The sequence below is a fragment of the Pseudomonas sp. WS 5010 genome, from assembly GCF_012985565.1.
Taxonomy (GTDB): domain Bacteria; phylum Pseudomonadota; class Gammaproteobacteria; order Pseudomonadales; family Pseudomonadaceae; genus Aquipseudomonas.
In genome coordinates this window covers 529,690-550,138 of sequence record NZ_JAAQWQ010000002.1, presented here as the reverse complement: position 1 = coordinate 550,138, position 20,449 = coordinate 529,690, and the positions used below count along the sequence as shown (strand labels likewise).

The window sequence follows — 20,449 nt, the reverse complement described above, 5'->3', positions numbered from 1 at the left end:
AGACGATGCATACATCTGATCAGGCAATACGGAGGACCACCGTTTTTCCCGCACACCCTCGCCCACGGGAGAGTCGACGCGCCAAGGAGAAGAGCGAAACGGATTCCCAGCCTGATGGCAGCAGCCGGTGAAAGCGGATGGAGAACGACCAGTCATAGCCGACGAATGTACCGATGCCAAGCTCCCGCCAAACGACGGCTAGGCATCTCAGATTCGATCACCCTTTTATGGCGGTCTGATCCCGAATTACGCACGCCAGCTCCTTGAGGACATGCACCATCCGCGAACGTTCGCGCGGATCCTGCCCAGCTACGCTCTCGGCCAGCCGTTCGGGCTGCTCGAGCAAGCGCTCCAGCGCGTCCAAGTCATTGGCATTTAGCTCCAGTTCAATCGACAATTTGCGCGTCATGACGCCACCTCTCACAAAAATAATACAAGTTTCTGTCGACTACCCTGCTGGCGATAGTTGTACCTTAACCTCCATTTTCGTCGCGGTGCCAAACCGCTCTTGTACGCTACCCAGCTACCAGATGCTCGGTTGGCTTAGCCTTCTAGCAGATAGCCAAAATGTGTACGCAGAGGAGCATACCAGCTCTCCGAACGCTGCTGAAACCAAGCCAGATAGCTGGGTTCTCGCACCGCTTCGTAAAGCAATGACCGCCAGAGTTGCTCAATACGCGGGTTGCTTGGTTCCCCCCGCCCGAGAAACCAGATGCGTGCGCACTGCGGCAACTTCAGAAATAATCCGAGCAAGGCAAACATGGCCATACGAACTTGAGGATCATGTTCACCTATGTCCAGGCACAAAAAAGGCGCACAGCCGGCGTCTGGCGGTAGATTAGAGTGCAATGAGCACCATGATTTGATGTTCAACAGTTGGGCGATGTACGAGCGTTGATCAAACGGATAACTTCGCTTCTTGCCGATAATCGCTAAGATATCCGTCATAACCAACTCAATCTGGGCAATCTTTGCGGTAAGCTTCACATTGCCAATGGTAACCGTTTCGAGTTTCACACAAGACAGATACCAGTATTGAAAATACCACGCCATAAGTCCCAGTTTCTCGAACGTCGTCATTCGAAAGTTGACTCGTCGATTGCTAGGTCGAATATCACTCTCCGTCAAAATGTTTAGCGACGAATAGAATTGAATAAACGAAAAAAGAGCTTTTGCCGCTGAAGTACTTTCACTGGCGTGTAATAGGCAGCCATGCACGGGGCATACGCTTAACCACCAATAGAACCAAGTAATCCTCAGCGTGGGGCGTAGACCGCTGCGAAAGTCATCAAGGAGGCAACGCTCGCAAAACTGCACACGTTTTGCAGGCGGTGCTTTAAGCCAATCACCTGGTAGCGGAAAGAGCCGCCTCAAGAACTCGTCAGACAGGCCCAAAGCCAGGGCTAACTCCTCTAGGACGGCGACGCCTATAGGCTCATCTGCGTCCGTATTCTCCCAGTGTTCGAGACACCCAACAGCGCGCCTAAAGGGGGCGGGATTGTAGCTGCGCAATCCCCGGTTCAGCCACGCCGAAAAAGCCTCATTAGGCACCGGTTTTAGCAGGCCGCCAAAGTGTGCGTTACTCCTCATCATCGAACCGATGGTGATACGGCGGAATATCAATAGCCTTCTCTAGGCAAGCCAAATCGATTCGTTCCTTCCCGTCCAAAATGGCCCACGCAGCTCCCCGGGTGATGCATTTGACAACGTTATCGGTCATGCCGTCCGTGGCGCTTAGCAGAAACTTTACCTTCTCTTGCTGCCACAATTCCGAAGGGTACCTCAATGGTAGCGTTCCTTCATACGAGGTGAGGAATGCTCTGAAGCTGTCGTTTTGTTTCCACGGAGGCAAGTCGTAAATTTGAAAACGTCGCTCCAACTGAGCATCGCTCTTTATAGCATGCACTGCATCGTCAACACCGAAGGCGATGATTGACAGTGACATCGGCGGGCTGCTCAACGCTCTAAGGAAGGCCAAATTTTTTCGTTGGTCGATCCGTCCGACATTGAGGAGATTGTGCAGCTCATCAATCAACAGCAGGCGCAAGTTCCTCAAATGAGCCAGCCTGCAAAAAGCTTGGGAAACCAAGCCGTTCCGGATTTTGCCAATCGGCACGCCAAGCGCCTCACCGATAGTGTCCTCGAAACTATTCAACGTTGGGTCTGGCGCGAGACTAAATGCAATGCAGCTACAAGCCTCCGCATTTCTTTTCCGGATGACCTCTAGGTCCAACTCGATTTTTTTAAGAAGACTGGTTTTGCCCATGCCAGCCCGCCCAGAAATCAGCATGCACTGTGCTTGAATTCTCGGAGGCATCTCATAGAGTGCCCTGGCGGTAGCCCGGAGCAAAGCCACTTGGGGGTGATTAACCCAGCGATCCTCATAGATAGCGCTGATCCGTTGCTTATCCTTGAGTAATACGAGCGAGCGGCGCGCTGGTAAAATGTGCTCTAGGTTCAAGTCAGCTTCCATCGACGCGCACCTCGTCAGGATAGACGATAAAGAGTTCACTACTCGACTTCATAAGGCTCAGGCTTAACACTGTAATCCAGCGACTCAGGGCAATCGGGGTCAACAGTTACCTGGTTCAGCGGGTGACCAGGATCGGCTATGCGACTTCGCTTTCTCTCCCTCACCTTTCGCGCTTCTTTGCTTCTTGTCACGGCTGTGTTAACCAGTGTTTCGTTCTTTGCAATCAAGCTAAAAACTTCCTTGGCGGGAACTCTACGCTCGCTATCACCTCTTAGCTTGGCTCTTAATCGCTTAAATTCTGAAAGCGATGTATTGGGTAATCTGAGATCCGCATATCCCAATTCTATGTAGTTAGGTTCACCGGCAGGGAGAATCCAAATCTTGCTTATCGATTCCGGATCGTAACGCACAATGCACTTCGCTCCAATATCAAAGCGCCTTAAAGTCGTTGAATAATAATCAACATTGTGCAGCCTTACGCCTGCTCTGCCGATTACCCTTTTCTTGAAAGGCATAAAGTCGATTAGCAGGCGCAATTGATCTTCAATTATCGACGGATAGTGAAAACTCCCATCCTTTTTTTTTAAATGACTTTCCCACTTATATAGCGGCGAGCAGCCTATTGCTGAGTGTGATGTCTTGTGATAGATCTCCGTCTGGCGAATAAACCATTCTCTAAACTCAGGGAACGTCAAGGCAGCGTACTTTTCGCTTTTGTAGTTCTTCTTATCCGCCACCGAGGACATAGTGGTGCCCGGCAAAAAATGAATCTTCCCCATAAGCGTACCGATCAGTCTTTCAATATGCGCTCCATTGTGAGGGACCCCCTTAGGCCTGAAGGTCAAATCGATGCCATACTGCCGACAACTATCGGATAAATTCTTTGACCTGAATTCCTTAGCATTATCGACATGAATTCTTTTTGGTACGCCATAGAAGGGATATTCGCTATCGGCAAGGCCGTAGCTTTTTAACCAGCGCTCCTTGGGCAAGACCAAATGAGAGATGCATAACGCCACCGACATCCCCGATGGATAGGACAAAGACAAATAAAATCCGAGCACAACTCGCGTATATACATCAATAGCCATAGTGACCCAAGGGCGCATCAGCGGTAATAACTGGTCGCTGTCGACGATAATACAATCGACAAGGGCATGATCTATCTGAATCAGATCTAGGGGGGCTTCAGGTTGTATTTTCCCTCCACGAACTTCGTAAACCTGACGCGCGGCTTTCGAGCCCGATTTCTTGGCCAGTAGCGAGCGAGGCCTACGCTCTCTTATCCTGCTAGCTATCGTGGCGGCGCTCGGTGCCCGGATGGACATTGCCCGGCAGCGTTCCACTACTTTTTCGATGATGCTTTTGGACGTCACCCCAGGACCTCTATAGCACTCATCAATAGTTGATTGGATGAGATCTTCGGCGTCCGCTTCAATCAGCTTGCTCCCCTTGGACCTGCCGCGCAGCTGCGGAAGCAGGCTCAATGGACCCACACTCATATCCATTCTGGCCAAGAGCCTGCGCACCTGAGATGCACTCAACCCTAGTGTTGCAGTGCATCGTTCCATATCTTGCCTGGACAGATGGCGCTTGCCGGCCATCGGAGACAAGACGTTAAAACGGTCTGATGCCAGCCGAAGGTCTTCCTCTTTTATTGCTTCGATGGGACTCGGGCTTTGTGTCTGGGCGACTTCATGATCCGGGTCGGTAGCTTTCTTTTTCAACTCGCATGTGATTTCTCCCGGCGAGAGAAAGACTGTTTCTCCGGTAACAATATCCCTTGCCTGTATTTTGTTCGACGAAATAGCAGCGACGATTTCCAGCTGTTTATCGCGAACCAACACAAGAACTCCAGGGTTTATGCTTATTTGTTGCATGGTGTGCACCCACAACAAAGCGATACATTGCTAAATCTAGTTAAATATGCGTTTTTTTCAAAATTTCGATGTCGCCGCTCGGAAGCTTTCTACAAAAATCTTATTTTTCAGATGGTTATGAATAACGCAGATTAAGTTAATCTCGACAGGGGCTCTGGAGGCTGCTTTTCATTAAGCGACCTAGAACCACTGCGTGCCAGATTCAAAAGCAGCCTCCGTCGCCGGCGCTGACCTGCCTTCGTTTGAGTCTTGGGCCATCTGACGTTTACGGCGAGTCAGCACACCGTTCACCAACACTGTGATGAAATCGATATCGTTGCCCGTCGTAACGCAGTACTGGGAAACAAGAGCCCGGGCCGCCGACCTTGACATCAGGCCAACCATTACTGCCTTTGCTAGCGAGAAACTCAGCGGCGCCGCTTTCTTTGAGCATGAGTTTCCAGTGGCCGTCAGACTGCTGACTGACTAGATAAAATCCAGTACCCGCTTGCCCATAACAGTAAGTGCTGCCTTCGGTAATCAACGCATCCGGCCGGCCGTCACCGTTCAGGTCCTCAACCAATTCCATGGTTACCGGCGTGTAGCTACCTGTTGTCTCGATTTCGCACTCCGACGTCTCTTGGTTAAATCCAGCAGCGCGGAATGCTTTTAACTGCTCGCTACGCGGTAGTTCATCCGCCAGCGCCGTAGCACTGGTCACGAAACATGCCACCCACAGACCTGACGTAAGCCTTCCCCGCATATAGATCGTCCCTATATGATGCCAAACGTTTAGCTATGCTCTTGACTATAACTAAACTAAATGACTGTTTAGTTTAGTTATAATAATCCACTCACACTCCTAAGCTAAAATGCTAACCCTTCCTCGCCCCCGGACTCTGCCAAAACGCAGGATCAGCACTCTTGAGCCGCTCAACCGCATTATTGATATGCTCCAGCGCCGCCTGGCGCGCGGCTTGCGGGTCGCGTGCGGCAATGGCGGCGTACACCGCAAAGTGCTCGGCCCGGACGGTCTTGGCCAGGTCGCGGCGGCGCTCTTCGTTGGAGCGGGTGATGCGGATCGCTTCTTTGATGAACTGCGCGATGAATTCGTGCAATGACGGATACAGCGGATTGCCGGTCGCCTTGGAAATGGAGTGATGGAACGCCAAGTCCTCCTCAACCCCGTCGCGACTCCCCTGCTCGGCCGTATCAATGGCCTTCAGCGCCTGGTGGATCGCTTCCAGTTGCGCCGGTGAGTGCCGTTGCGCCGCCAGTGCCGCCGCTTCGCCTTCGATGCCACGGCGTAGTTCGGTGACGCGCAACACCGCCTCGATTGACCCGCCCACATCCAGGTCAATGGTGAACGCCTTGATGTGCGCACCTTCGCTGACCACCGTGCCGCTGCCCTGGCGCACCTCCACCAGGCCGGCTGACTTGAGGCGTGAAATGGCCTCACGGATAACCGTCCGGCTCACGCCGAAGCGCTCGGCGAGTACGGGCTCGGTGGGCAGGCGATCGCCCGGCAGTGCTTCACCGTTGGCGATGTAGGCCTTGAGGGCCGCCGTCACCTGGTCGGACAGTGTGCCCTTGGCGGAGTCCTTGAGGACGCCCAGCGCATCGGCACTACAGGAAGACTTGTCAGCAGTGGGCATAGAAAGCTCTGGCTCAAATCTGTGAAAGGTACTGCATTTTAGACCCGGCGTCCCCTGGGGATTTAGTCGTTGAATTCGTATGACGTATTATGATAAAAAACGCCCCATCATGTAATCCGACACACACAACGCCACCCACTATAAAAATAAGGATGGGGGAAACACATGACTGAGTCAGTGATTCAAACCAGTACTGCCGTACCCGCAGATCGCTTCGAGAACCTGGCGTATCGCAAAGTGGCGTGGCGGATCATGCCGCTGTTGCTGCTGTGCTATCTGGTCGCCTACCTGGACCGGGTGAACGTCGGTTTCGCCAAGTTGCAGATGTCTGACGATTTGCAGTTTTCCGAAGCCGTCTACGGCCTCGGTGCAGGGATCTTCTTCATTGCCTACTTCCTCGTCGAGGTGCCCAGCAACCTGATCCTGCATCGCGTCGGCGCGCGCTTGTGGATCGCCCGCATCATGATCACCTGGGGCATCATCTCCTCGGCCATGGCCCTGGTGACCACGCCGACATCCTTCTACATCATGCGTTTCCTGCTGGGGATTGCCGAGGCCGGGTTCTATCCGGGTGTCATCCTGTATCTGTCCTATTGGTTCCCGACCCACCGCCGCGGCAAGATGTACGCCCTGTTTGCCACCGCTGTGCCGCTGTCCGGGCTGATTGGCGCGCCGCTGTCCGGCTGGATCATGAGCGCGTTCAACGGTATGCATGGATATGCCGGCTGGCAATGGCTGTTCTTCCTTGAAGGGCTGCCCTCGATTGCCGTCGGTTTCCTCGTGGTGTTCTGCCTCAGCGACCGGATCTCCAGCGCCGGCTGGCTCACCCGCGAAGAGAAAACCCTGCTGCAGGCACGCATTGACGCCGAAGCCGTCGGCCACCAGAAACACAGCCTTAAAGAGGTGTTCCTGCAACCGCGTATCTGGCTGTTGACGGCCATCTACTTCTGCATGATCGCCGGGTTCTACACCGTCGGTTTCTGGTTGCCGACCCTTATCCGCCAGGCCGGCGTCAGCGATGTGTTTGAGGTGGGCATGCTCACCGCCATCCCGTACGCCGCCGCGGCAGTCACCATGATCGTGGTTTCACGCAGTGCCGACCGGCTGCGCGAACGGCGCTGGCACCTGGCGCTGACCGCCGTGCTCGGGGGTATCGGCCTGTTCATCTCCGCCACCTGGAGCGACAACTTTACCGTGTCGATGATCGGCCTGACCCTGGGCTCGATGGGGGCCATGAGCACCCTGCCCTTGTTCTGGAGCCTGCCGACAGCCTTCCTCGGCGGCACGGCTGCCGCTGCTGGTATTGCGCTGATCAACTCCTGGGGCAACCTGGCGGGCTTTGTCTCGCCGTACCTGATGGGCTTCCTCAAGGACCTGACCCACAGCACCACAATCGGCATGTACGTGATGGCGAGCGCCCTGTTCCTCGGCGCCCTGCTGGTCTTCAGAATTCCCGGAAAACTCGTCAACCGCTGACGTTTGGAGTAACTCATGAATATTCTCGTGACCGGTGCAGCCGGCTTCCTCGGCCGGCGCCTGATCGAAGCGCTGCTGCTGCGTGGTTCGCTCACCGACCGCACTGGCCAGTCGCGGCCCATCGGGCAGATCGTCGCCTTCGACATGGTCGAACTCACAGGGATCGCTGATCCCCGGGTCAAAGTGGTGTGTGGCGATATCGCCAACGCGCAAGTGCTGGAAAGCCTGATCGATGCCAACACAGACAGCATCTTCCATTTGGCTGCGGTGGTTTCCAGCCAGGCCGAAGGCGACTTTGAATTGGGCATGCGCATCAACTTCAGCGCAACCCAGAACATGCTGGAGCGCGTGCGCCAGCTCGGTACGTGCCCCAAATGGGTGATGACCAGCTCTGTCGCGGTGTTCGGCGGACAGTTGCCGGAACAGGTGCCGGATAATCAGGTCTGGGCGCCGCAAAGCTCCTACGGCACGCAAAAAGCCATGAACGACTTGCTGCTCGCCGACTACAGCCGGCGCGCCTTCGTCGATGGTCGCAGCCTGCGCATGCCGACCATCGTGGTGCGCCCAGGCAAACCCAACCTGGCGGCCTCCAGCTTCGCCAGCGGGATTATCCGCGAGCCGCTCAACGGCCAACCCAGCGTGTGTCCGGTACCCCTCGACACCCGCCTGTGGCTGATGTCGCCGGCACAGGCCATTGGCAACCTGATTCATGGCCATGAACTGGGTGGCGAGCAACTGGTCCAGGGCCGGGTGATCAACATGCCGGGCCTGTCGATCACCGTTGAGCGCATGATCGATGCCCTGCGCCAGACCGCCGGTGCGCAAGTGGCCGAACGGATTCGCATGGAGCCCAACCAGGCGATCGAGCGCATTGTCGGCTCCTGGCCCGGCGCCTTTTGCGCCACCTACTCCCGGGACCTGGGCTTTACCGCAGACGAGCATTTCACTGATGTGATCGAGCAATTCATCCATGAATACCAGCCCGGCTAAACCCGATTGAGGAGCGCACCATGTTGAACGCCCCTGCCCGGCCGCTGCTGGGCTGCATTGCCGACGATTTCACCGGAGCCACGGACCTGGCCAACATGCTGGTGCGCGGCGGCATGCGTACTGTGCAGAGCATCGGCATACCCGCTGCCGATGTCGCCAGCCAGCTCGACGCCGATGCAATCGTCATTGCCCTCAAGTCACGCACGGTGCCGGCCGCCGATGCCGTCGCCCAGTCCCTCGAAGCGCTGCACTGGCTGCGCGAGCGTGGCTGCGAGCAGATATTTTTCAAATACTGCTCGACCTTCGACTCCACGGCGGCCGGCAATATCGGCCAGGTCAGCGACGCCTTGCTGGACGCGCTGGGTAGCGATTTCACCCTCGCCTGCCCGGCGTTCCCGGAAAACGGGCGCACGGTGTTTCGCGGGCACTTGTTCGTGCAAGACCAATTGCTCAGCGAGTCGGGCATGCAGCATCACCCGCTGACGCCAATGACTGACGCCAACCTGGTTCGCGTGTTGCAGGCGCAGACCCAAGGCAAGGTCGGCCTGTTGCGCTATGACAGCGTGGCCGGCGGCGTCGAGAGCATCCGCGCGCGCATCGCTCAGTTGCGCGCCGACGGGGTCAGCATGGCTGTCGCCGATGCCCTGTGCGATACCGATCTCTATCTGCTGGGCGAGGCCTGTGCGCAGTTGCCGCTGCTCACTGGCGGTTCCGGGTTGGCCCTGGGCTTGCCGGGCAACTTTCGGCGTGCCGGTAAATTGCGCACGCTGGACGCTACACAAGTGCCCGCCGTCAAAGGCGCTGAGGTGGTGCTTGCGGGCAGCGCTTCCCAGGCCACCAGGGGGCAGGTCGCGAATTGGTTGCAGGCAGGTCGCCCGGCCTTGCGTATCGACCCGCTGGCATTGGCGGCGGGAAAACCGGTGGTCGAGGAGGCGCTGGCCTTCGCCGCCGACCATGCGCAAACTGTGCTGATCTACGCCACCAACACGGCCGCTGAGGTCAAGGCGGTCCAGCGCGAATTAGGCGCCGAGCGTGCGGGGCACCTGGTGGAGCAAGCCATGGGGCGGATCGCCAGCGGGCTGCGCGAGGCCGGTGTGCGGCGCTTTGTGGTCGCCGGCGGGGAAACCTCGGGCGCCGTGGTCCAGGCGCTGAATATCCAGCTATTGCAGATCGGCGCGCAAATCGACCCAGGGGTGCCCGCCTGCGTCAGCACGCCCGGGGAACCCCTGGCACTGGCGCTCAAGTCGGGTAACTTCGGCGGTGTGGATTTCTTCGACAAGGCCCTCAAGCAACTGGCAGGAGTTCGGACATGAGCAACGAAAATACCCTGCGTGAAGAGATCTGTGACGTCGGCGCTTCGTTGTACACCCGTGGCTACACGGTGGGCAGCGCCGGCAATATCAGCGCGCGCCTGGAGGACGGCTGGTTGATCACGCCCACGGACGCATGCCTGGGGCGTCTCGACCCGGCGGCGATTGCCAAGGTCAACCTGGCCGGGGAATGGGTCAGTGGCGACAAACCGTCCAAGACCCTGGCCCTGCACCGTCAGGTCTACGATCGCAACCCTGGGGTGGGGGGTGTGGTCCACACCCACTCGACCCATCTGCTGGCGTTGACGCTGTCCGGGGTCTGGCAGGAGGATACAATCCTGCCGCCGTTGACCCCTTACCAAGTGATGAAAGTCGGGCGCATCCCGCAGATCGCCTATGAGCGCCCCGGCTCTCCCAGTGTGGCCGAGCGGGTGGCGCAGCTGGCCAACCGTGTGCGCGGGGTGATGCTTGAGCGCCTCGGGCCGGTGATCTGGGAAAGCTCGGTGTCCAAAGCCAGCTATGCCCTGGAAGAATTGGAAGAAACCGCACGCCTGTGGCTGATGACCGATCCGCGCCCCGCTCCCCTGCCCCAGTCGGCACTGGATGAGTTGCACGCGGCCTTTGGTGTTCAGTGGTAACACCGGCCATACGATTGATTGTTCACCCCTGGAGTCTTCATGCCTCGTTTCGCTGCCAACCTCAGCATGCTTTACCCCGAACATGATTTTCTCGACCGTTTTGCCGCCGCCGCTGCCGATGGTTTCCAGGCCGTGGAATACATGTTCCCCTACGCCTACCCCACGCAACAGTTGAAACAACGGCTCGACGACAATGGTCTGGTCCAGGCCCTGTTCAACGCGCCGCCCGGCGATGTTGCGGCGGGCGAGAAAGGCACCGTGTCCCTGCCTGGTCGTGAATCGGAGTTTCGCTCAGGTTTCGACCAGGCCCTGGAATATGCCGCCGTCCTGGGCAACGACCGCATTCACGTAATGGCCGGGCTGCTGGCAAACGAAGCGGATCGCGCCAGGCACCAGCAAACCTACCTGGAAAACCTCGGCTACGCGGCCACACAAGCCGCCAAGAGCGGCGTCACTGTGTTGCTGGAGCCGATCAACACCCGGGACATACCGGGGTTTTTCCTCAATCACCAGCATCAGGCGCACGCCATCTGTAAAGCCGTCGGCCATGCCAACCTGAAAGTCCAGTTCGACATCTACCATTGCCAGATTGTCGAGGGCGACGTGGCGACGAAGCTGCGTCAGGACTTCGCCGGTATCGGCCACATCCAGATCGCGGGCGTGCCGGATCGCCACGAGCCGGACCTGCATAACGAGCTGAACTATCCCTATCTGTTCGAACTGATCGACCAACTGGGCTATACCGGCTGGGTGGGTTGCGAATACCGGCCGCGCGGCAACACATCCAAGGGCCTGCAATGGCTGCGTGATTGGCAGGCACGCCCAAACAAGAGCGTCACTTTCGGCGCAGACAAGCAGAACGCGCCCCAGCCCTGAGCCTGCAAATGTGGCTTTTAAGAATCGCCTGAGAGAATCCCCAGCGCCCACCTCCTAACATGAGCCCCGAAGCCATTCCAAACCTATCCAGGGAAGCTGCGGGCCCTCATGTCACCACTCAAGCATTTGCCATTCTGCCGGTCCCTGCTCTGGATCAGTGCGCTGCTTGCAGCGCTGCTGGCCCTGGCGCCCTGCGCGCAGGCGACGGTCAAGATTGAAGGCACGCGCCTGATCTACTTTGGCCAATATAAAGAAGCCAGCATCAACATCGTCAATCAGTCTCCCGGCGAACTGGTGGTGCAAAGCTCGGTCACCCGCGAGGACGATGATGCAACTTCGCCGGTGCCCTTTGCCGTGGTTCAGCCGCTGGTTCGCCTGGATGCTCAACAGCATCACCTGCTGCGTATTCTGTATGCCGGCGAAGGCTTGCCCGACGACGTGGAATCGATGTTCTTGCTCAACGTCATGGAAATCCCGCTGAAGCCGCAAGCCACCGACAGCGTGCAATTTGCCGTGCGCCAGCGTCTCAAGCTGTTCTATCGCCCGCCTGGGCTTGTCGGCAGCTCGTCAGAGGCGGTGCCCCGCTTGATGTGGGAGCGCACCGATGGGCAGTCCATAGCGGTCACCAATCCGAGTGCGTTTCACCTGTCCCTGATCGATGTGCAAATCGACGCCGGCGGCCAGGTTCAGGCGCTGGATGACTACGCATTGCTCAAGCCCGGGGAACGCAAAGTCTTCAGTGCCAAGGCCCCCATCAGCGCCGGGAGCCAAATCAACTTTACCGAAATCACCGATATCGGCTTGCAGGCCCGCCATCGTGCGGCCCTCAAGTGATGGTTCGTGGGGAACACCGACCTATGTCACACCTTAAATACCTGCTCCTGGCCACCTTGCTTGCCTGCGCCGCCCTCCCCGCTACCAGCTATGCGCTGGCCTGTCGGGTGGACGGTAGCGGTTCTGTCGCTGACACCGCGCCCCTGGGCACGGCATTGGCAGTAGCGGCCGATGCGCCGGATGGCACGATTATCTGGGAGTCGGGCCCACGCTCGGTGAACGTGATTTGCAAGGATGACTTTGAGCATGGCCGCGAAGAAGTGTTTTTTTACCTGAACCCGGCAAGCGTCAGTATCGGTCAGGGCATTCGTGCCGGGATTCGCTATAACTCGGTGCCGATCACCCAAAGCAGTGGCAAGTACGGTACTGGGTTCTACTCCGACCGCGGTTGCAACTTGTCAAACTGCGTCGGTTGGGACAAGGCCCGGTTCACCCTCAACTTCAGCGTGTTTATCGAGAAATTTGGTACCACGCCGCAAAACGGCCAGGCCAGTACCCTGTCGCAATACCGGGTCTTTCAACTGGACGGTATTACGGGGCTCAACAACCGCCCCAACAGCAACCTCAATTACATCGTCACCGGCGTCAACGACATCCGCTTCGTGCCCTGCACGCCAGACCTGACGATCACGCCCAACGTGGTGAACTTTCCCAAGCCCTCGCGCAAGGCGCAGATCGGCGAGGTGGCAAGCACCGCCACCTTCAGCTTGAGCCTGCGCAAAGCCTGCGACACCCCGTATACGGTGAGCGCGCGCTTCGCCACCACCCCGGGCGGCGGGAACGTGATCAATGGCCTGTTGGTGCCGGCCAATAACAGTTCCGTGGGCATTTCGTTGGCCTGGGACTATACCAATCAGCATCTGCCCTTTAATGAATGGTTCCCCCTGGCCCGAATGAATGGTGCTAATCAGACCTTCCGCCAAGACTTCAGGGCGGACTTGAAGTGGCGCAGCCTGCCCATTCCCGGCGCGTTCGATGCGGCGGTCGTGGTCGATATGTTCTACAAGTAACGGCACCGGCGCTTTTAAGGATCGTCTTATGCCCAGGCGCTGGGCGGCCGATTAAAATCCGCCGATGCGATTTAAAAGTTATCTGTTGCAGATCAATCCCGTCCTGTCCCGACCCGAAGCAGCCAGAAGGCTGCTTCGTCTTTTCGCCACCGTGTTGCTGGTTGGCATCTTGAGCGGTGTCTATACGTTTCTGCTCTCCACCTTCAACAATGACATCTCCCAGCGGCGCGGCTATATGAGCAGCGCCATTGCCGAGGCGCATACCTTCTTCACCACCCGTGAAGCGCTGCTTGAAAGCCTGAGCCTGTCGGCGGTGCGCAAATCCGCGCAGGCCAAGGCCCAGGTCTACCCGGCCGTGGGCGAAGAGCAGCGCCTGCTGCTGGGCAACACGCCAAGCCATCAGTGGAGCATCTGGCTGACCTCGCGCATGCGCAGTTACCTGAAGACCAAGCAGGTCAACCTGCTCTACGTGACCGCCGGCCCCGATCCGCAACTGACCCGGCTCTACGACTCCACGCCCCAGGTACTGCCGTTTTCCCAGTGCATGCTCAATCGCCTGCGGGCGCTGAAGAAGCACAACCCGTTGGACCCCGGCGAACTCTGGCTCAGCGACCAGACCGAAGGCCATTCCCACCTCTACCTGTTCACTCTGCTGGATGAGCGCGACCCCGACTCCGGCTGGCTGGGCCTGGAGATGGAAAGCCATGAAGTGTCCACGACCCTCAATGACCAGAGTGCGGGCGAATTCATGATGCTCAACTCCCAGGGCATGCTGGTGTTTACCAATAGCCACGACCCACGGCTGGACCAGTCCCTGCTCAAGCCCAAGGGAGAGAATTTTTTCGGTTTTGTCGGCGGTGGCCTGGTGCCGGATCACCTGGTGATTCGCAAGCAATTGAAGTCGTCGGACTGGCAACTGATGTATTCGATCAACTTGCGTGATGTGGTGCGCGGATTATGGCGCGAACTGCTTGGATCGCTGGTGTTTTGCCTGTTCAGCGTGACCCTGATCTGGCTGGTGATGCGCCGGGTCAATCAACGCTTCATCATCCCGTCGATCAATGGCATCCAGGCGCTGATCGAAAGCGAGGCCTTCGGGCGCGACGTGATCCAGACCGCGCCGGTGGCGTTGTGCGTGCTGCGTCGCACCGACGGCCAGGTGGTGCTGGAAAACACCCTGGCCCAGCAGTGGCTGGGCACCGGCCTGGAGCGTGAAGCGCTGTGCGCCGGCTGGATCCGCCAGGCCTTCGATGGCACCTCCTGCGGGCATTCGGATTACTTCGAGACCGTCGACGGCCGCCACCTTTACCTCAGCAGCGCGCCCACCCGCTATAGAGGTGAGGACGTGCTGTTTTGTGCATTCAGCGACATCAGTGCGCGCAAACAAGTGGAAGCGGCCCTGGAAGAAGCGCGGCAATCAGCGGATGCGGCGAATGCCGCGAAAACCCTGTTCCTGGCGACCATGAGCCACGAGATCCGCACACCGCTGTACGGCGTGCTGGGCACCCTGGAATTGCTGGCCCGCACTCAGCTCGATGCCCAGCAAAAAGACTACCTGCATGCCATAGAGGGTTCTTCGGCCACGTTGCTGCAACTGATCTGTGATGTGCTGGATGTGTCGAAGATCGAGGCCGGGCAGTTGGCGTTGGAGCTGAGCGAGTTCTCGCCCCTGGACCTGGTCAATGAAATCATCCAGGGCTATGCCGCGGCCGCCAGGGGCAAGGGTTTGCAGCTCTACGCCTGCTTTGATCCCAAGCTGCCCGAGCGGCTGATGGGCGATGTCACGCGCCTGCGGCAGATCCTCAACAACCTGTTGAACAACGCGGTGAAATTCACCGACTACGGGCGCGTGGTTCTGCGGGTCAAGTTGCTTGACCGCGACGACGAGCGCTCCAGCGTGCTGTGGCAAGTGTCCGACACCGGCAAAGGCATTGCCCAGGAAGACCAGGCGATGATTTTCGAGCCGTTCTATCAAAGCGAAGGCAATACCAACGTGGTGGCCGGCACCGGGCTTGGCCTGCCGATATGCCAGCGCCTGACGCAATTGATGAACGGGCATATCCGCATGGTCAGCGAGCTGGGCCTGGGCAGCAGTTTCAGCCTGACCCTGCCGCTGGAAGTGGCGCACTGTGCGCCCATGAGCAGCTTGCTTGCCGAGACTGTCTATGTGGTCTCGCCGATTCCCGAACTCGCTCAATCGATCAGCGGCTGGCTGCGCCGCTGGGGCGCCCGGGCCCAGACCGGCCAGCCGACCCACCCCGATGGCCAACTGCTGCTGGAGCTGCACCCCGGCGCCATCGAACAACCCCTGGTGCCCGATTGGCCGGGGCCGGTAATCCTGGTCAGTAGCAACAGCGGCAATGGCCAGCAACCCGAGACCGGTACGTGGCACGCCAACCTCAACCAATTGAGTGCGATTCACCAGGCGGTCAGCCAGGCCCAGGGATTGTGGGTCGCCCGGGTCGATGAGCAGGCGCAAAAGCGTGAACTGCGCAAGCTCAACCTGCATGTGCTGGTGGCCGAGGACAACGTTATCAATCAATTGATTTTGCGCGATCAGCTTGAGGAACTTGGGTGCACCGTGGAATTGGCCTGCGATGGTCATGAAGCGCTGCAGCTGTGCAAGGCCTCACACTTCGATGTGGTACTGACGGATGTGAATATGCCCAGAGTCAACGGTTACGAATTAGCCAGGCAGTTGCGCAGCCAAGGTTGCGCGCTGCCCATCATCGGCGCGACTGCCAACGCCATGCGCGGCGAGGCCGACCTGTGCCTGGCCGCCGGAATGAACCATTGCCTGGTCAAACCCTTTGCGTTGCGGGCCCTCTTCAACTACCTGGAGCCTTACGCACGGATCCCCCATGAAGCCCTATAGTATTTTGATCGTCGAGGACCATCCCCTGCAGCACCTGTACCTGCAGAACCTGCTCAATGAATTGGGTGACTTCCTGCTGGAGGCTGCCCAGGATGGGAACGAGGCGCTGGAGCGCCTGCGCCAGCGTGATTTCGACCTGGTACTGACGGATCTGCTGATGCCGGGCATGGACGGTGTGCAGTTTATCCAGAGCCTGGCGACCCTGCGTTGCAAGCCCGCCCTGGCTATCATGAGTGCCGCGTCCCGGCGGATGTTGATGGCGGCCAGCCTGGTGGCGAAAAATCTCGATGTGAAAGTCATCGGGCTGATTTCCAAGCCGGTCGCCGCTGATGCGCTGCGCAGCCTGGTCAGCCAGCTCAACCACAAGGACCGCAGCCCTTCCCCACCGGCCGCGACGGCCCCGGCGATTGACCGGCATACGCTCATCCAGGCCATGGGCAACGGGCAAGTCCAGGCCTGGTTCCAACCGAAAAAATCCCTGGCCAACGGCCGGATCGTCGCTGCCGAAGCGCTGGTGCGCTGGATGCACCCCGCACAAGGGGTACTGTTGCCCGCGGCGTTTTTGCCGGCGATCAAGGCCTTCGACCTGGAGGAGCGTCTGTTGTGGCTGGTGCTCAAGCAAGCGATCCATGCCCAGGAGCGCTGGCGCCAGCGCGGGTATGAGATTCCGGTATCGATCAACTTGCCGACCCACCTGCTCAACAGCCATGACTTGGCAGACCGCCTGCTGGCGTTTGTCCTGGAGCATCAGGGCATCCCGGGGATGATCTGCTTCGAGCTGATGGAATGCTCGGTGCCCCAGGACATCAGCAACTTCTACGCCGGTGCCTGCCGCCTGCGGATCAAGGGATTTGGCCTGTCCCAGGACGATTTCGGCAAAGGCTACAGCTCTTACCTGAACCTGGTCTCGACCCCGTTTACCGAACTGAAGATCGACCAGGCGCTGGTGCAGGGTTGCCATGATAACGAGGGCATGGCTTCGGCCCTGGCCAGCATCATCGCACTGGGCCGCAAACTGGGGCTGACCGTCGTCGCCGAAGGAGTCGAAACACCCCAGCAACTGGCGCTGCTGCGCAAAATCGACTGCACCCAGGTCCAGGGCTTCCTGATCTCTCACGCGGTGTCGTCAGAACAATTTCAGCAACTGTTGAACAATGATGGCCCTGCGACATCTCATTAGCCCGCGGCCTGGATTTGTCTAACCTGTATAAGGAGTAAACTCCATCCAGCGCCGATTCTTCATCCGCCTGCGAAAACCTTCCATGAAGCACAACAACGCGATCCTCGAAGCATTCACCCGCAGCTCACTGCGCTTGAACAAAGGGCTGATGGTGGTGCTCGGCGTCGCGTTGCTGCTGGCAGGCACCAGTTACTGGGCACTGCAGCGGATCATCGATGCACAGTACGCTGCCGTGGGTTTTCATTTTGCGCGGCTGATGGAAAACATCCAGGAACAGGAAGTCTTCCTCCGGACCCTGGCGCAGCCGGCTATCCAACGCGAGTTGACCAGCGACAAGAACGTCCAGGCCAGCCTCCAGAGCCAACGCCTGGACGCCCACACCACCCGTTATGAAGGCCGCGAGTTCGCGTTTTCGGTGCCCTTCAGCGCGCGGTTCGAGGCACAACGGGTCACGCCCGTCGAACAGCAGAAGATCTTTGCCCTCGGCGTGCACCTGGCCAGCTACTACAGTGCGTTCTGGTCATCGTCGCCCTACGCTTCGCCCCATGTCTTTATCTTCAACCGCCTGGTCAACTACGACATGGCAGTGCCTGCGGTCGGCTACCAGCGAGGCGGCAAAACCCCATTCAACGGCCCGTCCCCCGAGCAGGCCGAGGCCGTGCGGCAAAGGCTCGGCCAGTTGCACCGAGTGGACGAGCGCCTTTACTGGGAGGCCTACACCCCATCCGGCACGCCCCCTGCGGCCCCTCAGTTATTGGCGTATGTGGCGGTGACCCTCAACCCTCAGGTATTGCGCGCCGGCCAAGGCGATAACCCGGTGATGGTTGCCACCCTGCTGGACATGGCGCACGTCAACGATGTGGAACGCACCATGGAGTCGTCCATCTATGACCGGTTCACCCTGATCTCCCCGGCCGGCCAGACGTTGACTGGCCCCCAGGCCATGGCGTCGTCCCTGGGCGAAGGGCTGAATTTTCGCGCTGAAGGCCTGGAGTTCAAGATCACCCACAATACTGAGTCGCAGTGGACGGCGATCTACGGGATCAGCTACAAGCATTTTTTCCGCTATGCCCTGTGGCCACTGACGAGCCTTGCGCTATTTGTGTGTGCGGTACTGGCGATTGCCTGGGCGGGCAACCGCTGGTACCGCAAGCACGTGATTCGCCCGGCGCGCCAAGCCCATGAGCGCATTGCCGAAAGCGTGGCGTTCAGCCGGGTGATCATTGACACCGCGCCCACCGGCCTGTGTGTGGTGGGCCGCGCGGATGGCCAGGTATTGATCGAGAACCAGCGCGCCCAGCAATGGCCCGGCACCGCCAGGCTGGTGGCGGCCCTCAGCCGTTCCCACGACAGCGCCGACAGTGGCGAAACCCACCTGGAAATCGAGGGCCGGCACTTGCAGGTGGGCTTCGTCTCCACCCGTTACCAGGGCCAGGATGTGCGCCTGTATGCATTCAACGACGTCACCCGGCACATCGAGGACGCCCTGGCCCTGGAAGACGCCCGGCGCGCCGCCGATGCGGCCAATGAAGCCAAGACGCTGTTCCTGGCCACCATGAGCCATGAAATCCGCACGCCTTTGTACGGGGTGCTCGGCACCCTGGAACTGCTCGGGTTGACGCCCCTGGACCCGCGCCAGAAAACCTACCTGCACACCATTCAGCGCTCGTCTGCCACGCTGTTCCAACTGATCAGTGATGTGCTCGATGTGTCGAAAATCGAATCCGGGCAGATGGCAATCGAATCCATCGAGTTTTGCCCACTGGACATGCTCGAAGACACCCTGCACACCTACGCAGCCTTCGCCCAGCGCAAGGGCCTGCAACTGTACGGCTGCATCGATGCGCAGTTACCCGATTGCGTGGTCGGCGACCCGATGCGTATCCGCCAGATCCTCAACAATCTGGTGAGCAATGCCATCAAGTTTACCGACATAGGCCGCGTGGTGATTCGTGCCAGGGCGATGCGCCGGGGCAACGATCGCGTCGACCTGGAGTGGCAAGTGACCGACTCCGGCGTGGGCATCAGCCAGGCGCAGCAGGCCAAGCTGTTCGACTTGTTCTACCAGGCCCCGGACACCGCCGGCCAAGGCGGCGCCGGGCTTGGCCTGCCGATTTGCCGCTGGCTGGCCGAGATGATGGATGGCCAGATCAAGGTGGTCAGCGAACCCGGCCTGGGCAGCAGCTTCACCCTGAAGATGAGCTTGCCGACAGGCCGTGGCGAGCTGCCGGGGCTGCCGCCCATTGAACCAAGCACCACACCGGTGCAGGTGCTGGCGCCCGTGCGCGAGTTGGCCGAGTCGCTGTGCGACTGGCTCAGCCGCCTGGGCATCCAGGCCTCGGTGGCAGCGCTGCCCCTGGCCCAACAAAGCGAGCTAGCGGTGCTGGTCGAGATGCTGCCCGCAGGCCCGCCGCGGCCCTGGTCCGGGCCACGGGTGTTGTGTGTGCCGGGTGCACACAGCCCGCCGCTGCACACCGCCCAAGGCTGGGAAGTGGATATGCATGACGTGCGCGCCATTGCGGCGGTGGTTTCACTGGCGCAACGGGGTAAACAGGAGGCCGTGCTGCACGCCGAACAACAGAGTGCCGGGCAGTTGCAGCTGCGCATCCTGGTGGCTGAGGACAACCCGGTGAACCAGGCCATCATCCAGGAACAGCTGCAAGCGTTGGGCTGCACGGTAACCCTGGCGGACAACGGCGAGCAGGCCATGCACCTATGGCAACCCCAGGCCTTCGACCTGGTGCTGACGGACGTCAATATGCCGTTGATGAATGGCTATGAACTGGCCCGCACCCTCAGGGAGCACGATCCGCAACTGCCGATCATCGGTGTCACCGCCAATGCCATGCGCGAGGAAGGCCAGCGTTGCCTGGCGGTCGGGATGAATGCCTGGCTGGTCAAGCCCTTGAGCCTGCAAACCCTGCGTGCGCAGTTGATCAAACTGTGCAAACCCACGGTACGCGCCGAGCCGGCGGTAATTGACACGGTGCAGATGTCAGACAAAATGCGCCCGCTGTTTATCAGCAGTGTGCAGCACGATCTGCAGCGCATCAGCGCCGCACTCGAGCAACGTGATTGCCGGGGCCTGGCCGAAACCTTGCATTCGGTGGCCGGCGCCTTGGGGGCGGTGCAGGCACTCGACCTGGCCCAGGCGTGTATCGAACTGGAAAGCCAGTTGGCCGGCGGCCGGCTCAGTACCACGCTGGAGCTTGAGACAAAACAGGTCATGACTCGGCTGTCAGCCTTGCTCGGGGCACAGCTATGAGCACATTG

General features: G+C 59.2%; 16 protein-coding genes. 10 read left to right on the top strand and 6 right to left on the bottom strand.

From position 1 onward, the window contains the following. Positions 1-217: 217 nt before the first annotated feature. From HBO11_RS07230 to HBO11_RS07205, 6 genes are all read right to left on the bottom strand, one after another. The gene (locus HBO11_RS07230; RefSeq protein ID WP_169951678.1) at positions 218-409 is read right to left on the bottom strand and encodes a hypothetical protein; all 192 of its coding nucleotides are present in this window, start codon (positions 407-409) and stop codon (positions 218-220) included. 134 nt (positions 410-543) lie between these two features. Further along, complete coding sequence (locus HBO11_RS28630) at positions 544-1,080, bottom strand: hypothetical protein (RefSeq protein ID WP_047306840.1); 537 nt, start codon at positions 1,078-1,080, stop codon at positions 544-546. Positions 1,081-1,579: 499 nt separating this feature from the next. Then, complete coding sequence (locus HBO11_RS07220; protein WP_169951682.1) at positions 1,580-2,473, bottom strand: TniB family NTP-binding protein; 894 nt, start codon at positions 2,471-2,473, stop codon at positions 1,580-1,582. A 38-nt stretch (positions 2,474-2,511) separates the two neighbouring features. Then, positions 2,512-4,320 carry a Mu transposase C-terminal domain-containing protein gene (locus HBO11_RS07215; RefSeq protein WP_169951684.1) on the bottom strand — a complete coding sequence of 603 codons (1,809 nt, stop codon included), beginning with the start codon at positions 4,318-4,320 and terminating at the stop codon, positions 2,512-2,514. Positions 4,321-4,618: 298 nt separating this feature from the next. Further along, complete coding sequence (locus HBO11_RS07210; protein ID WP_169951686.1) at positions 4,619-5,053, bottom strand: hypothetical protein; 435 nt, start codon at positions 5,051-5,053, stop codon at positions 4,619-4,621. 154 nt (positions 5,054-5,207) lie between these two features. Continuing rightward, complete coding sequence (locus HBO11_RS07205) at positions 5,208-5,987, bottom strand: FadR/GntR family transcriptional regulator (RefSeq protein WP_169951688.1); 780 nt, start codon at positions 5,985-5,987, stop codon at positions 5,208-5,210. A gap of 165 nt (positions 5,988-6,152) precedes the next feature. Between HBO11_RS07205 and HBO11_RS07200 the strand changes: the two genes are divergently transcribed. From HBO11_RS07200 to HBO11_RS07155, 10 genes are all read left to right on the top strand, one after another. Next, positions 6,153-7,463 (top strand): MFS transporter, encoded by a 1,311-nt coding sequence (locus HBO11_RS07200; RefSeq protein WP_169951690.1) that lies wholly within the window; start codon positions 6,153-6,155, stop codon positions 7,461-7,463. Between the two features lie 15 nt (positions 7,464-7,478). Further along, positions 7,479-8,453: a D-erythronate dehydrogenase gene (gene denD, locus HBO11_RS07195; RefSeq protein WP_169951692.1), complete on the top strand. Its 975-nt coding sequence runs from the start codon at positions 7,479-7,481 to the stop codon at positions 8,451-8,453. A 20-nt stretch (positions 8,454-8,473) separates the two neighbouring features. Then, positions 8,474-9,766, top strand: coding sequence for a 3-oxo-tetronate kinase (otnK, locus tag HBO11_RS07190; RefSeq protein ID WP_169951694.1), 1,293 nt, complete (start codon positions 8,474-8,476; stop codon positions 9,764-9,766). Beyond that, entirely contained in the window at positions 9,763-10,401 is a 639-nt protein-coding gene (locus HBO11_RS07185) for an aldolase (protein WP_169951696.1), read from the top strand. The genes otnK and HBO11_RS07185 overlap by 4 nt, the downstream gene beginning before the upstream one ends. A gap of 39 nt (positions 10,402-10,440) precedes the next feature. Continuing rightward, positions 10,441-11,277, top strand: coding sequence for a 2-oxo-tetronate isomerase (otnI, locus tag HBO11_RS07180; protein WP_169951699.1), 837 nt, complete (start codon positions 10,441-10,443; stop codon positions 11,275-11,277). Between the two features lie 108 nt (positions 11,278-11,385). After that, positions 11,386-12,111, top strand: coding sequence for a molecular chaperone (locus tag HBO11_RS07175; RefSeq protein ID WP_169951701.1), 726 nt, complete (start codon positions 11,386-11,388; stop codon positions 12,109-12,111). A gap of 23 nt (positions 12,112-12,134) precedes the next feature. Next, the gene (locus HBO11_RS07170; protein WP_169951703.1) at positions 12,135-13,121 is read left to right on the top strand and encodes a fimbrial protein; all 987 of its coding nucleotides are present in this window, start codon (positions 12,135-12,137) and stop codon (positions 13,119-13,121) included. 64 nt (positions 13,122-13,185) lie between these two features. Further along, positions 13,186-15,996 carry an ATP-binding protein gene (locus tag HBO11_RS07165; RefSeq protein ID WP_169951705.1) on the top strand — a complete coding sequence of 937 codons (2,811 nt, stop codon included), beginning with the start codon at positions 13,186-13,188 and terminating at the stop codon, positions 15,994-15,996. Next, on the top strand, positions 15,983-17,176 hold the full coding sequence (locus HBO11_RS07160) for an EAL domain-containing protein (protein ID WP_169951708.1): 1,194 nt from the start codon (positions 15,983-15,985) through the stop codon (positions 17,174-17,176). The genes HBO11_RS07165 and HBO11_RS07160 overlap by 14 nt, the downstream gene beginning before the upstream one ends. Positions 17,177-17,258: 82 nt before the next feature. Then, on the top strand, positions 17,259-20,441 hold the full coding sequence (locus HBO11_RS07155; protein ID WP_169951710.1) for a hybrid sensor histidine kinase/response regulator: 3,183 nt from the start codon (positions 17,259-17,261) through the stop codon (positions 20,439-20,441). The last annotated feature ends 8 nt before the right edge of the window (positions 20,442-20,449 follow it).